Source organism: Rhizobium azibense (genome assembly GCF_004342325.1).
Lineage (GTDB): Bacteria > Pseudomonadota > Alphaproteobacteria > Rhizobiales > Rhizobiaceae > Rhizobium > Rhizobium etli_B.
Genome location: NZ_SMBJ01000010.1, coordinates 1 through 13742, shown reverse-complemented (window position 1 = coordinate 13742; position 13742 = coordinate 1). Strand labels below are relative to the sequence as shown.

At 61.0% G+C, this 13742-nt stretch carries 13 protein-coding genes; 5 read left to right on the top strand and 8 right to left on the bottom strand.

The window, feature by feature from the left end:
- Nucleotide 1 precedes the first annotated feature (1 nt).
- Entirely contained in the window at nucleotides 2–823 is an 822-nt protein-coding gene (locus EV130_RS23520; protein ID WP_074062081.1) for a TrmH family RNA methyltransferase, read from the bottom strand.
- Nucleotides 824–828: 5 nt separating this feature from the next.
- Nucleotides 829–1212 carry a hypothetical protein gene (locus tag EV130_RS23515; protein WP_074062082.1) on the bottom strand — a complete coding sequence of 128 codons (384 nt, stop codon included), beginning with the start codon at nucleotides 1210–1212 and terminating at the stop codon, nucleotides 829–831.
- Nucleotides 1213–1249: 37 nt separating this feature from the next.
- Between EV130_RS23515 and EV130_RS23510 the strand changes: the two genes are divergently transcribed.
- Nucleotides 1250–2275, top strand: coding sequence for an RluA family pseudouridine synthase (locus EV130_RS23510; protein ID WP_074062083.1), 1026 nt, complete (start codon nucleotides 1250–1252; stop codon nucleotides 2273–2275).
- A gap of 172 nt (nucleotides 2276–2447) precedes the next feature.
- Nucleotides 2448–3356, top strand: coding sequence for an RNA polymerase sigma factor RpoH (gene rpoH, locus EV130_RS23505; protein ID WP_074062084.1), 909 nt, complete (start codon nucleotides 2448–2450; stop codon nucleotides 3354–3356).
- Between the two features lie 164 nt (nucleotides 3357–3520).
- Here the strand turns inward: rpoH and EV130_RS23500 are convergent, their stop codons facing one another.
- Together EV130_RS23500 and EV130_RS23495 are read right to left on the bottom strand one after the other, a co-directional pair.
- Entirely contained in the window at nucleotides 3521–5890 is a 2370-nt protein-coding gene (locus EV130_RS23500) for a RodZ family helix-turn-helix domain-containing protein (protein ID WP_132661615.1), read from the bottom strand.
- A 62-nt stretch (nucleotides 5891–5952) separates the two neighbouring features.
- Nucleotides 5953–7251 (bottom strand): adenylosuccinate synthase, encoded by a 1299-nt coding sequence (locus tag EV130_RS23495; protein WP_132553656.1) that lies wholly within the window; start codon nucleotides 7249–7251, stop codon nucleotides 5953–5955.
- 195 nt (nucleotides 7252–7446) lie between these two features.
- Here EV130_RS23495 and EV130_RS23490 point away from each other — a divergent pair, with 195 nt between their 5' ends.
- Entirely contained in the window at nucleotides 7447–8364 is a 918-nt protein-coding gene (locus tag EV130_RS23490; protein ID WP_132553654.1) for a DMT family transporter, read from the top strand.
- A 2-nt stretch (nucleotides 8365–8366) separates the two neighbouring features.
- On the opposite strand, the gene EV130_RS23485 is transcribed toward EV130_RS23490, so the two are convergent.
- Nucleotides 8367–9212, bottom strand: coding sequence for a GNAT family N-acetyltransferase (locus EV130_RS23485; protein ID WP_074062088.1), 846 nt, complete (start codon nucleotides 9210–9212; stop codon nucleotides 8367–8369).
- Between the two features lie 419 nt (nucleotides 9213–9631).
- On the opposite strand from EV130_RS23485, the gene EV130_RS23480 reads away from it, so the two are divergent.
- Nucleotides 9632–10480 (top strand): DUF6030 family protein, encoded by an 849-nt coding sequence (locus EV130_RS23480; protein ID WP_132661613.1) that lies wholly within the window; start codon nucleotides 9632–9634, stop codon nucleotides 10478–10480.
- Here EV130_RS23480 and EV130_RS23475 read toward each other — a convergent pair whose 3' ends face one another.
- The 3 genes from EV130_RS23475 to ung all read right to left on the bottom strand — a co-directional run bounded on the left by EV130_RS23475 (nucleotide 10481) and on the right by ung (nucleotide 12873).
- Nucleotides 10481–11089 (bottom strand): alpha/beta hydrolase, encoded by a 609-nt coding sequence (locus EV130_RS23475; RefSeq protein ID WP_132661611.1) that lies wholly within the window; start codon nucleotides 11087–11089, stop codon nucleotides 10481–10483.
- 11 nt (nucleotides 11090–11100) lie between these two features.
- Entirely contained in the window at nucleotides 11101–12033 is a 933-nt protein-coding gene (locus EV130_RS23470; protein ID WP_132661609.1) for a VOC family protein, read from the bottom strand.
- Between the two features lie 138 nt (nucleotides 12034–12171).
- Entirely contained in the window at nucleotides 12172–12873 is a 702-nt protein-coding gene (ung, locus tag EV130_RS23465) for a uracil-DNA glycosylase (RefSeq protein ID WP_132553646.1), read from the bottom strand.
- Between the two features lie 154 nt (nucleotides 12874–13027).
- On the opposite strand from ung, the gene EV130_RS23460 reads away from it, so the two are divergent.
- The coding region (locus EV130_RS23460) for a phosphohexomutase domain-containing protein (protein ID WP_483475593.1) at nucleotides 13028–13742 on the top strand (715 nt) is incomplete at its 3' end.

Here is a 13742-nt window from a genome sequence, read left to right as displayed (position 1 = left end):
TTTAAAGACGATCGGCCGCAGATGCCATCGCGAACAAAGCGATGCCGGTTGCCGTCGCGACGTTGAGACTGTCGAGGCGGGCAGATTGTGGAACGCGTGCGCTCCTGAAGCGGGCCAGGACAGCTTGCGGCAACCCATCTCCCTCCGTACCGACCACCAGAGCCATGCGACCTGAAGGTGCTATCGCCCGTATATCGGTCTTGCCGCGCGGCGAGAGCGTCCAGATATCGAAACCGCGTTCGCTTAGTGCCGCGAGGATATCGAGAGCACTGCTGCCCCGCTGATAGGGAATGCTCAGCACTGAGCCCACGGAGACACGCATCGCCTTGCGGTAAAGCGGGTCGCAGGAGGTCTCGTCGAGGAAGACCGCGTCCGCGTTGAAGGCGGCCGCATTGCGGAACATCGACCCGGCATTGTCGTGATTGGAAATACCGCAGCCAACGAGCACGAGCGCGCGCTCCGGCAGGCTGTCGAGCAGGTTCTGGCTCTCGGCGATGCGCCGGCCGAGCGCCAGCACGCCGCGATGCAGATCAAAGCCGACGATGCTGTTAAGAACATCCGCATCGGCGACATAGACCGGGACATCCTCCGGCAAGCGCGCAAGAATGTCTGCGACGCCTTCGGCGCGGTTTCGCAGCAGCAGGACTTTCTCGGCCTCGAAACCGCGTCTCGCAGCGTGGGCTTCGGCCAGCATGCGCAGCACGACGGTGCCCTCGGCAATGAAACGGTTCTGCCTGCCCGTCAGGTCGCGTTCTCGGATCGCGCGGAATTCCGCAATGCGCGGATCATCGGCGCTTTCGACCGTCATCGGCGCGGCAGCCATCGGCCTTAGTTGCCGGCGACGGTGATGTCGGCGACGAGCCGACCCGCCGCAATGTCGAAGACCAGTGCCTTGCGCTTGCCGTCGATTGATTGGCCGAAGAACAGGATCTGGCTTCCCGACAGCGACGTGGACTGCACGGCGAACCCGAGCGGCAGGGAGACTGTGGATCTGACCGGTGAATCGGATGGAACGTTGGAACCCGAGATAGGTGCCGTTTCTGCCGGTTCTGCCTTCATCGTCTTGTAGACAACGGCCCCGAAGACCGCCATAAGGCTCACGAACATGATGGCGCCGGAGACGATCTGCAGGCGGACCATCTTGCGCCGGACATTTTCCATTGCCGGGTCAAGGGGCTGTTCTTCCTGATCGTCCAGCTCGATTTTCGTCATCGTGGTGTCCTATGAAATACTTCGGAGAAGACGCGTCTTGAGCGACCCCTTTAAACAAGCATCCGGCATTAGGAAAGTCCTGACTGCCGATGAGAATGCCGAAGGCCGCCTCGACGCCTGGCTGACGGCTCAGCTTGGCGAGGAGTTTTCCCGAAGCCGCGTCAAGGTCTTGATCAAGGATGGCCAGCTGCTCGTGAACGGCGCCGTCGTGCTCGATCCGCAAAAAAAGGTGCGCTCGGGCGACAATCTCGAACTTCTGCTCCCCGAGCCGGAAGACCCGACGCCGAAGGGTGAAGACATACCGCTCGACATCCTTTACGAGGACGACGACCTCATCGTCATCTCCAAACCGGCCGGCCTGGTCGTACATCCGGCCGCTGGAAACTGGACGGGAACCCTCGTCAATGCGCTGATCCACCACTGCGGCGACAGCCTGTCGGGCATCGGCGGCGTCCGGCGGCCAGGCATCGTGCATCGGCTCGACAAGGACACGACCGGCGTCATGGTCGTTGCCAAGAACGATATTGCACATCGCCACCTGTCGCTCCAGTTTGCCGATCATGGCCGAACCATGCCGCTGGAGCGCGCCTATCAGGCAATCGTCTGGGGCCGGCCGCGCTCGCTTACGGGCACGATCGATGCGCCGCTCGGCCGTTCCACCGGCGACCGTACGCGCCGCTCCGTCAAGCGTCCCGACAGCCAGGACGCCGACGAGGCCATCACGCATTACTCAGTGCTGGAACGCTTCCACGAGAATCCGGATGCAACAGCGCTTGCCGCCCTTGTCGAATGCCATCTGGAGACCGGCCGCACGCATCAGATTCGCGTCCATATGGCCCATATCGGCCATCCCCTGCTTGGCGATACAGTCTATGGCGCGCATTTCAGAACCAAGGCCAATCTGCTGCCCGATGAAGCACGCAAAGTCGTCAACAGCTTCGCCCGTCAGGCGCTGCATGCCTACATGCTGCAGTTCGAGCATCCCCGCACGGGTGAACTCATGCATTTCGAAGTGCCACTTCCTGAAGATATGGTGGAACTCGCAGAAGCGCTTCGCCGTTAGCCATATAACGTCTTCGTGAAGGCGTTTGCTGGGCTTGAACCGCTGTTCCGCCACACTTATCTGTATGTTGACCTAGTGCGGGCTTGGATTTGAGCCGCACGTCCCGGTTCGCCTGTTCCGACGCGGGGACGCGTTCCATCGGGAACCGGAATCTACATAGGAGGGTGCAATCATGGCCCGCAATACCTTGCCGTCCATTACCGCCGGCGAAGCCGGTCTCAATCGTTATCTCGACGAGATCCGCAAGTTTCCAATGCTCGAGCCGCAGCAGGAATATATGCTGGCAAAGCGTTATTCCGAGCACGGCGACCGCGAAGCTGCCCATAAACTCGTCACCAGTCACCTGCGTCTTGTTGCCAAGATCGCGATGGGCTACCGCGGCTACGGCCTGCCGATCGGCGAAGTCGTATCCGAAGGCAATGTCGGCCTCATGCAAGCCGTCAAGAAGTTCGATCCGGAGCGCGGCTTCCGTCTGGCCACCTACGCCATGTGGTGGATCAAGGCTTCGATCCAGGAATACATCCTGCGCTCGTGGTCGCTGGTGAAGATGGGCACGACTGCCAACCAGAAGCGCCTGTTCTTCAACCTGCGCCGCCTCAAGGGCCGGATCCAGGCAATCGACGAAGGCGACCTGAAGCCTGAGCATGTCGCGGAGATCGCAACGAAACTGAACGTCTCCGAGGAGGAAGTCGTTTCGATGAACCGCCGCCTTTCCGGCGACGCTTCGCTGAACGCGCCGATCAAGGCCTCCGAAGGCGACAGCGGCCAGTGGCAGGATTGGCTCGTGGACGACCACGACAGCCAGGAAGAAGTGCTGATCGAGCAGGACGAACTCGAAACGCGCCGTCGCATGCTCTCAAAGGCGATGGGCGTTCTGAACGACCGAGAACGCCGCATCTTCGAAGCACGCCGCCTTGCCGACGAACCGGTCACGTTGGAAGATCTGTCGACGGAATTCGACATCAGCCGCGAACGGGTGCGCCAGATCGAAGTCCGCGCCTTCGAAAAGGTGCAGGACGCGGTGCGCAAGGAAGCGCTGGAACGGGCAAACGCGGTGCGCGTCGTCGAAGCCACGGCATAATCGGGTCCTTGCCTCGAAAGCTTGGAAAGCCGCTTGCTGCAGATCGCGGCAGGCGGCTTTCGTCATCTGAACTTTGCAGCAGGCTTCCGGTATGACGGCTTCATCCCGCAACCGGCAGCGCCCGGTTGGATCAAATCAGCATCGCGCATCAGGCGAGGAGCGCGTTACTGACTCGTGCTCACGTCGCCGAGCGCCGTCCATTCTTTGATGGCCGTATTGAAGGCTGCTATGCCTGTCGGTCCCTTCTGCATCGTGATCAGCGCGCGGCGGCCGTTGCGATAGGTGATGGGAATATCGATCCAGTCACGCGTCGACAGCAGATCGAGGTTCGCCTTGCGGGCATCTGGATAGTCGTTCAGCGCGATCATGTGGAAGTCGTCTGTGATTTTCGCAGGAACAGCAATTAGCGGGTCACCCCGATCCTGCTCTGTTCGCTTCATCGAAATGCGTTGGACGCTATCGATGCTGCCGCCTTCGAAATTCGGCGGCAGTGAGAAGACGATCTCGACAAGATGGCTCGCCGGGAGTGACGGATCGGAGTTGCGCTTGAAGGTCACGAGGGCCGAAAGATTGCGTTCCGGCACCGTCACATTGGCCTGCACAGTCGATTCCTGCTTGCCGCCCTGGCCGGCTTCATGCTGGACGCTCCAGGCGACGCCCCCCTGGATCGCCGTTGGCGAGCTCTGGCCGATCCGCTCCTCGTAGAGGAACATCTTCTCGCTCGAACCGGCCGGAACCTGCTGCGGGGCAGCAGCCGGGCCGTTCGGCGTCAGCGTCTCGGCGGATGCAGCACCTGACTGTACGGGCGGAGCCGGCGCGGTGGATGCGACATTCTGCTCGGCGACCGACTTGCCTTCGGCGGTCGGCGTACCGGGCATGGCAGCCGGGCCGTTGTCGACTTCCGTACCGTCTGCCATCAGGCGCTGGTTGAACTTGTCGTTGACCGAAGAGCCGTCATCGAGCGAGGCAACCTGCCGGTCAGGTTCGGCGGGCTTGGCCGCTTCGGTGTTGGTTGGCGAAGGGGTCGCCGGCGTCTGGTTCTGCGTAGCGGCGGGCTCGGTTTCGGCCGTCTTGGACGGAGCGGCGCTCACCAGGTCGTCAACCATGGCGATCAACTGGGCACGGTTCATCCATGCGGCATAGGCACCACCGCCCAGCACTGCCAACACGCCGATAACGGCAATGATCGTGCCGATACCGAAACGGCGGCGCTTCGGTTCCATGCGGAAATTCTTGTTCTGCAGTTTTGCGGCAACGATCTGGTCGATATCGGCAGCCGGCGCGGCATCGTCGTCTTCGGCAACGACGCCGCGGCGACCGTAGCCTCGAAGAGCAGTGGCTTCCTGCCACTCTTGCCCCGGAACGTCGGCGGCAGGCGCCGCAGGCTTGCCGTGGATCTCGGCGAACAGGTCCGAATCGTCGAAGTGCGCCGCGACGGGAGCCTTCTTGCTGTTGGTGCCCGCCTCGATTGGCGGCAGGTCGTCAAAGGCGGCGGCTTCCCAGGAAAAGCCCTCGTTGGCGGCCGGCATCTTTGCGGGCGGCGGTATCTGGAGACCGGCAATGGCTTCCTCGAAGGCGCGTGCGTGGTCGTTGGCCGACTCCGCTGGCGGAACGCTTTCCGAGAAGTTCCTGACCTCTTCCGTGGCCCATGCAACCTCTGCGTCTTTCGGTGGCTCGGCCGGAGTTTCACCAGCCGGTTCGGCCCAGACGGGATCGAAATGCGCAATCGTTTCGGCCTGCAGCGGCTCCTCGCGGCTGTGCTCGACGAACTCCTGGGGCTTCTCGAAGGTGACGAACGGCTCGACAAGCCGGTTCGACGGATTGTATTCGCCGGCCGGACGAAGGGGGCCTGGTTCGACAGCCGAACCGTCCTCGACGGCAGGCGCATCCTCGAGATACTCCTCCGGTGGAACGGCATGTTCCTCGACCGGCACTTCGTCTTGATGGGACGCAACCCATTCCTCGGGAGGTGCTGCTTCCGCCTCAGCGGCAGCAGCAACTTCCTCGACCGGGCGGTCCCATCGTTCTTCTTCTTGTCCTTCCGGCACCGGCCCGTGGGCGGCTCTTACCGAGGAGGCATCCTCGTCAGGCTGCTCGTAAGGGGCCGCCTCTTCCTGCGGTTCAGCCTGAGGCTCCTCGTGCCGGTACTGCGCCGGTTCATCCGCTTTAGCGAAATGGTCTTCTACGCCCGGTTCTGCGGCAACCGGTTCGTCAGCAACCCCGTCTTCAGCCGGCTCCGGCGCGGCAGCATAGTCTGCTGGCGGCTCGGAAACAGGCTCTTCATGGGCAGGCGCAGCAATGGCTGGCTCATTTTCCGGCAATGCCTCGGAGTGCTCGGCCTCCACCTCCCGGATAGCAGCATCCAACTTGTCGAGCTGGCGCTGCAGCATCGCTTCCGGCGGGCGCGGCTTCATGTTTTCGAGCTGCCGCTGCACCGCGCTGCGGGCACGCTCGTAAACCTTCGCCCGCATCTCGGGAGTGTTTTCAGCCAGGCCGTCAACCGCCCGCCGGATAACTGCAATAAAATCAGCCATTAGTTACTTTTCTCGAGAGGCCCGATTCTCGACTGGGCCAGAATCCATAATGACCCGCGACATTAATCCTCAAACGGATCAGTCACAAGTATGGTGTCATCGCGCTCGGGGCTTGTGGACAGAAGCGCGACAGGCGCACCGATCAGCTCCTCGACCTGGCGTACATATTTGATCGCCTGCGCAGGCAGGTCGGCCCAGCTGCGGGCGCCGACGGTCGATTCCTTCCAGCCTTCCAGCGCGATGTAAACCGGCTCCACGCGAGCCTGCGCTGCCTGGCTTGCCGGCAAATGGTCGATCTGCTCGCCGTCGAGCATGTAGCCGACGCAGATTTTCAACTCGTCGAGACCGTCAAGCACGTCCAGCTTCGTCAGCGCAATGCCGGTAATGCCGTTGGTCGCGACCGACTGGCGCACAAGCGCCGCATCGAACCAGCCGCAACGGCGCTTGCGGCCCGTCACCGTACCGAATTCATGGCCCTTCTCACCAAGGAACTGGCCGACCGAATCATTGAGTTCCGTCGGGAACGGACCTTCGCCGACGCGCGTCGTGTAGGCCTTGGTAATGCCGAGGATATAGCCGAGAGCACCAGGTCCCATGCCGGAGCCGGCAGCAGCCTGGCCGGCGACCGTATTCGACGAGGTCACGAAGGGATAGGTACCATGGTCGATATCGAGCAAGCTGCCCTGCGCGCCTTCGAAAAGAATGCGCGCGCCCTTGCGGCGCTCCTTGTCGAGGAGAAGCCAGACCGTTTCGCGGAAGGGAAGCACGCGATCGGCAATCGACGTCAGCTCCGTCATGATCGCCTCGTGGCTCACCTCGTCAACGCCCAGGCCCCTGCGAAGCGCGTTGTGGTGGGTGAGGATACGATCGACCTTGCCCGGGAGCGCCTCCAGATCGGCGAGATCCATGACGCGGATCGCGCGGCGGCCGACCTTGTCTTCATAGGCCGGGCCGATCCCGCGGCGCGTCGTGCCGATCTTCGTGCCGCTGTTGGAGGCGGCATCTTCGCGATAGGCGTCGAGCTCGCGGTGCAGCGAGAGGATCAGCGTGGCGTTGTCGGCGATGCGCAGGTTGTCAGGAGAAATCCTGACGCCCTGTTTTTCCAGTTTCTCGATCTCTGCAATCAGTGCATGCGGATCGACGACGACGCCGTTTCCGATCACCGCCATCTTGCCCGGGCGCACGACGCCGGAAGGCAACAGCGACAGCTTGTAGCTCGTGCCGTCGATGACGAGCGTATGGCCGGCATTGTGTCCGCCCTGATAGCGCACAACGATATCCGCACGTTCGGAAAGCCAATCGACAATCTTGCCCTTGCCTTCGTCACCCCATTGCGAACCGACCACGACTACGTTCGTCATCCAACTCTTCCTGTTACCGGCGGATTATCCGCACTCTGCTCAAACCCGCGCATCTATAAAGCTTTGTTTTTTGGAAAGCGACCCTGTTATCGGGGCCAAATGGGCTTTTTACGTGACAAATCAGCCGGTCCCGGGCTATTGCCGGTCCATCGGCAGCCATCCGAACGACTTTTCAGAAGACGGAAAGAATCATCCTTGCATATCACGGCCTATATTTGTCTCGCCATTGCGACGCTGTGCTGGGGTGGAAACACCGTAGCCGGAAAGCTGGCGCTTGGCCATGTAAGTCCCATGACGCTGACTTTCCTGCGCTGGACAATTGCAACCGCGCTCATCGCCGCGGTCTCGCTTCCGCAGATCAAGAAGGACTGGCCGGTCGTGCGCAAGAAGCTGCCACTGCTGCTTTTCTACGGCATGGTCGGCTATACGCTCTTCAACGCCATGCTTTATTCGGCGGTGAAATACACGACCGCCATCAATGTCGCGATCGAGCAGGCCGGCATCCCGATGCTGATCTTCCTGCTCAACCTGATTTTCTTCCGCACCGGCGTCTCTGCCGCGCAGATCGCCGGCTTCGGCATGACGCTCCTCGGCGTGGCCCTGACCGCCTCCCATGGCGATGTCGCAGCGCTTCTGAAGCTCGGCCTCAACCGCGGCGACGCCTTGATGCTGGTGGCCGTGGCCGCCTATTCGATCTACACGATCTTTCTGCGCTGGAAGCCGCCGGTCGACTGGCGCACGCTCATGGCCTTTCCCGCTCTTGCGGCGGCGCTGACGTCGCTGCCACTGCTTTTTTGGGAAAATGCGGCTGGCAATGTCCAGATGCCGGACGGCAAAGGCTGGATCATCACGTTCTACACGGCAATCTTCGCCTCGCTGGTTGCGCAGATCCTCTATATCAAAGGCGTGGAGTGGATCGGCGCCAATCGGGCCGGCCTCTTCATCAATCTCGTTCCGGTTTTCGGCACGCTTTTGTCAGTGCTTTTGCTTGGCGAGGAATTGCAGCTCTTCCATATCGTCTCGCTGGTCTTGACGCTGGGCGGCATTGCGATCGCTGAGAAGGGACGCCCAAAGCATTCGGCTTCGACCGCCCCCGCCTCGCCTATGGACTAGGCTCAGCCGAGTTCCAGCGTCGTGACGCCGTAGACGTTCTTCAGCGGAATGGCAGGTGGCGTGCCGCGATACATGCGCGCCGTCTCGAATACCGGTTGGAGTTCCATGTTTTCGGCAAGCGCGATCGCCTCGCTGTTGGCGGCCGGGACATCGATGAACACCGGCTCGCCGCCTGCCTCCGGCAGCAATTCGGCAAGCAGCGCGGCGGCGGTATCGGTATCGGCGGCAAAAAGCGGCCCGATCTTGTAGCCTTCGTAACAGCGGCGGATCGTGGCGTAGCCGCGGATCTTGCCGCTCTTGCGCACGATCGCCGTCTTGCGCCCGCGTCGCCGCTTGCACCATGCGGCAATAAATGCATTGCGTGGCTCGGTGAAAATCGCGGCGTCGTAACGGAACAGTCCGTCCAGCTTGTCCGACACCGGATGTGCCGAGAGCACGGACTGCGGCAGTACCGCCGGAATGCCACCATACCGGATCGTGCTATAGGCTGGTTCGAAGCCTGACTTGCGGTAGTTCTCCTGCTGAGCGACGACGCCGTCGAGACCGATCGTGCGGTCTGGCGCAGATGCCATGCCGGCATTCCAGAGCGCCTTGCCGTAGCCTTTGCCACGGAAATCCGGATGGACGATGTAAAGACCAAGGAACGCCAAGGCTTGGCCGTATTTCACCACCGAAATGGAACCGACCGGAACTTCACCGACCGCACCGATGAAAAAGCCGGACGGGTCGGCCTCCTGGAAAGCGAGCGAATCGTCGAGTCCTGGATTCCACCCCTCCTGCCTTGCCCATTCGAGCACAAGCTCCAACTCACCCGGCCGCATCGCGCGAACCGCAAATTCCGAACTCATGCAACCTTCCCAAGCAAACCCTGCCTCAAGCTTGCAGGGCAGAATAAAGCGTTAAAGCCTGAACCGCGGCATCGCTGCCGGGCGCGAAGAAACATGCTCATTGCTGAAACGACCTGCATCGATCGTCATAAGGCACGACACGAAAATCTTCGCATCACAATTATCATGAAGCAACGCCGTTGAAATCTCAAGAGAATTACTTTGCAGAAGCAGCAAAGCCTGAATGTCGTCAGGACCACTTTGCCGGCACTGCAGATTGGTTCGCGCGGCCGCTTCCGGCCGTCCTAGCGCATACGAGGTGAATTCTTTGCTAATATAGCGCGTCCGGCGCTCAATTTGGTTGCAAGACAAACTGGAAGCATGCTGTCTACACCTATCGGGCAGACATGCCCGTTAAGCATCGGCAATGAGTGAAAGCCTTGGCCACGCAACCGTCCGGCCTGCATATGAAAACGCCGCCGCCGCGCCGCAAGCGCCGCGTAGCATTGTGGCTGATGCTCGCGCTTTCGATCTCGCTCGTTGCCGGCACGGTCCTGCTATCCAACGACATGCGCCATCTGCGCACTCTGGCAGCTTTGTCGGGCTACGATCTTAACCTGCAGGTCCAGCAACCAGAACGAACGCCGCCACAGCCGGTAGAAGTTGCAAAGCCTGCTCGGCAACTGCCGGTCAAGATCCCGCCGAGGCTGATCGAGGTTCCGCAGCCCGAGCTTGCCGGAAATTTCCTGCGGACGTGGCGGAAGTCTGGACCGGACATGTGCGAAACGTTGCGCAAGGCCGGCATCAAGATGACCCAGTGGCGTGCCTCCGCCATGGGCAGCAGCGCCTATGAATGTTCCTTTCAAGAGGTCTACAAGGAAGACGGGGAACGCCCGCTGAGCTCTGTATTTCTGATCATTCGCGGAGATCGCAAAGGCGCGATTTTCAACATACGCGCCAAGATCGTCGGGCCGGCGAGGGATAGCGCGGGCCGGCTCGATCCGTCTTTCATGCGCGTTTTCGAAACGGTGCTCGCACAATCGCACTGGCTGGATTTTCACGACACCTTGAGCGCGATCCGAGAACTGAAGGATGTCAGAGAAGAAGGTTTTGGCGCAAGTGTCGTCTTCTCCCGCGAATTCAGCAGCGAGAACAGCTTCAATTTTATCATGACGATCAGGGCGGCACCGGGTCCGCAGATCCGGACCAGGGCCTATTTTTCGACCGGACGCTGGATGCCAGCGCCGGACAAAGAGATCTCGGAAGCACTGCCGCCAATCTTCCGGTAGTTAGAAATAGGGCTCGAAGAAGCGGCGCACGGCGTCGATTTCGTTCGGACGGATGTCATGTCCGCCCGGGTGCCACTCGGTCTCGGTCGCAGCCCCCTGCCCGGCGAAGTAGGCGGCGAGCGCTTGGGTCAGGCCGATCGGAGAGATCGGATCGCGTTCGCCCGCCGTAATCAGCACCCTGCGGCCGTCGAGCTCCCCATTTGCCTTCGGCCGAAATGGAATGAGAGGATGCATGAGCACCGATGCATCAAACAGCCCGTATTCGATCAAGACATTCGCTAGGATGTTCGCACCGTTCGAAAAGCCGAGGCCAAGGATGTGCGACGCGCCGTGATCGACCGTCATGTCTTTCACGAAAGACGCCAATTTCTGCGTGGCCCTGGCAAGATCGACCAGGTCGTAGACGCCCTCGCCGGTGCGCTTGAAAAAGCGTGCCGCGCCGTGCTCTGAAACGTCCCCGCGGGGAGAGACGATCGTCGCGTCGGGCAGAAGCCGCCGTCCGAAGTCGAAGAACTGGTTTTCATCCCCTCCGGTCCCGTGCAGCACGAAGAGAATGGGTTTTCCGGGAGCACCGGCATGGAGCCGGTGCACATAGCTGTGGTCGTTCATCGATCTGCCCCTTAAGCTTCGAGCGGCTGCAGGTGCTGCTCGATCAGTTGTCGCAGGTGCGCGTGCTGCTGAGGCAGCTTCAGCGCTTCGCCGAGATGAGCCGTATCTTCGTCCCGGTCGAAGCCGGGCTCGTTGGTGGCGACCTCGAAGAGAATGCCGCCCGGCGTGCGAAAATAGATCGCCCAGAAATAATCGCGGTCGATGACCGGCGTCACCTGGTAGCCTGTGTCCATCAGTGCCTTGCGCACCTCGAGCTGCTTTTCGCGGTTGTCGACTGCAAAGGCGACATGGTGCACCGAACCGGCCCCCGGCAGGGCACGGGAGGTATTCGGCATCGTTTCGAGATCGACCAGATGCGCGCCGTTACCGTTTGGCATCATCAGCCGCTTCACGCCGTCCTTTTCCTCCTGAACCTCATAGCCCATGAATTTCAGGAGTTCGGACGTCGCGCCCTCGTCGCGAAGGCGCATGGCGACGGAGTGGAAGCCGCGGATGGCGTGATCCTCGCCGATGCCGCCATGCGTCCAGGGCTTGCGGTCGTCGTCCCTGACTTCAACAAGCGCGAAACCGTCGCCGTCTGGACCTGGAAAATGCAGGCGCTTTTGGCCGAAGCTCTCGTCCGCCTTGAGACCGCTGACGCCGAGCTTGGTGAGGCGGTCGCTCCAGAAGCCGAGCGATCCCTCGGGAACGGAGAAAACGGTCGTGCCGACTTCGCCGGTTCCTGGACGGCCCTGTGCCATCTTGGGAAACGGAAAATAGGTCATGATCGACCCCGGCGAACCGGTCTCGTCGCCATAATAGAGATGGTAGACGTCGGGCGCATCGAAGTTCACCGTCTTCTTGACGCGGCGAAGGCCAAGCGCGTTTGTGAAGAACCTGTTGTTTGTTCTTGCGTCCTCCGCCATCGATGTGACGTGGTGCAGGCCCTTGATCTGGTTGAGCATGTCGAGACCCCTTTCTTGCCCGCAACGGCGAGCCTTGATGGGTCATAGATGATCGTTTGGAACGATTTGGAATAGCCCCAGAGACCAAAACGCATTGTTTCATTTTATTGAACACCGATATACAGCTGTTCAGAAAATCTAGGCGTCCTGCGGATTTGCGGGCAACTCCCAGTCGATGGGGACGCGGCCGTGAGACTGCAGGAAAGCGTTCGCCTTGGAAAAATGCCTGCATCCGAAAAAGCCGTTATGCGCCGACAGCGGCGACGGATGCGGCGCCTTGAGGACGAGATGACGGTAGGTATCGACGAAGGCTGCCTTTCGCTGCGCGTAGGAACCCCACAGCATGAAGACGACGCACTCGCATTCCTCGTTGACCTTGCCGATCACTGCATCGGTGAAGCGCTCCCAGCCCTTGCCCTGATGCGAGGCGGCCTGCGCCTCCTCGACGGTCAGAACGCTGTTCAGCAACAGCACGCCCTGGCGGGCCCAATGCTCCAGGAAGCCATGGCGCGGCGGCTTGATGCCGAGATCGGTTTCCATCTCCTTGTAGATATTGACCAGCGACGGCGGAATGCGCACGCCCGGGCGAACGCTGAAGCAGAGCCCGTGCGCCTGTCCGAGGCCGTGATAGGGATCCTGGCCCAGAATGATGACCTTCACCTTTGCAAGCGGGGTGAGATCAAGAGCGCGAAAATATTCCGACCCTCTGGGGAAGATACGCTTGCCGCTTCGCTTCTGCACCAGCAGGAAATCCTTGAGCTGCTGCATGTAGGGACTGGAAAACTCCGGCGCGAGTGCCGCCTTCCAGCTCTCTTCGAGCGCGATCATCTGTTCGCTCATCGGTCGTCCCCTTTCCACCGAAGGAGTGATAGATTTGCCCTGAAAAGGGAGGCGCGCAGTATTTTAGTCACCTATCGCGGCCAAAATTTACGAAGTATCGTTAGACTGGTGATAATCGCGCAGGAAAGCAAGCGTCAGCAAAGGCTTAACACGCATGAAATTTGGAACAAGCGGCCTGCGCGGCCTTTCCGCCGATCTCAAAGGCAGGCCGTCGACGGTCTACGCGACAGCCTTCGGGCAATATCTTCTGGACAGCGGGCGCGCGCATGAAGGCGACCTGGTGATGGTCGGCCGCGACTTCCGTGATTCCAGCCCTGCGATTGCTCAGACATGTGCTCTGGCGCTGACCGGGCTTGGCTTCAGCGTGGCCAGTTGCGGCACCGTGCCGACCCCCGCGCTGGCATTTTATGGATCCCGCAGTAAAGCCGCGAGCCTGATGATCACCGGCTCGCACATCCCGGCCGACCGCAACGGCATCAAGTTCTACCGGCCCGATGGCGAGATCGACAAGGCGGACGAAGCGGCGATTTCCGATCTTGCAGTCAAGCTCGACCGCTCGCTGCCTGACGAGCCAATGGTGGGAAAAGCCAAGCTCGAGGACCGGTCGGGCGAATGCGTAAGAGCCTTCATGGCGCGCAATGCCGGCCTTCTCTCCAAAAACGCCCTTTCCGGCCTGAGGATCGGCGTCTATCAGCATAGTACCGTTGCCCGCGACATGATGGTGCAGCTCTTGTCCAATTACGGCGCCGAAGCGATTGCGCTTGGACGATCGGAGACCTTCATACCGGTCGATACCGAAGCTGTTTCGTCCCAGACCATTGCACTTCTGAGGGATTGGGCCCAGTCGCTGGCACTTGATGCGCTCGTTT

What these genes read in the sequence shown, in the direction of transcription:
- EV130_RS23520 (WP_074062081.1), bottom strand. Translation starts at nt 823, where the DNA reads ATGGCTGCCGCGCCGATGACGGTCGAAAGCGCCGATGATCCGCGCATT.
- EV130_RS23515 (WP_074062082.1), bottom strand. Translation starts at nt 1,212, where the DNA reads ATGACGAAAATCGAGCTGGACGATCAGGAAGAACAGCCCCTTGACCCG.
- rpoH (WP_074062084.1), top strand. Translation starts at nt 2,448, where the DNA reads ATGGCCCGCAATACCTTGCCGTCCATTACCGCCGGCGAAGCCGGTCTC.
- EV130_RS23500 (WP_132661615.1), bottom strand. Translation starts at nt 5,890, where the DNA reads ATGGCTGATTTTATTGCAGTTATCCGGCGGGCGGTTGACGGCCTGGCT.
- EV130_RS23495 (WP_132553656.1), bottom strand. Translation starts at nt 7,251, where the DNA reads ATGACGAACGTAGTCGTGGTCGGTTCGCAATGGGGTGACGAAGGCAAG.
- EV130_RS23485 (WP_074062088.1), bottom strand. Translation starts at nt 9,212, where the DNA reads ATGAGTTCGGAATTTGCGGTTCGCGCGATGCGGCCGGGTGAGTTGGAG.
- EV130_RS23475 (WP_132661611.1), bottom strand. Translation starts at nt 11,089, where the DNA reads ATGAACGACCACAGCTATGTGCACCGGCTCCATGCCGGTGCTCCCGGA.
- EV130_RS23470 (WP_132661609.1), bottom strand. Translation starts at nt 12,033, where the DNA reads ATGCTCAACCAGATCAAGGGCCTGCACCACGTCACATCGATGGCGGAG.
- ung (WP_132553646.1), bottom strand. Translation starts at nt 12,873, where the DNA reads ATGAGCGAACAGATGATCGCGCTCGAAGAGAGCTGGAAGGCGGCACTC.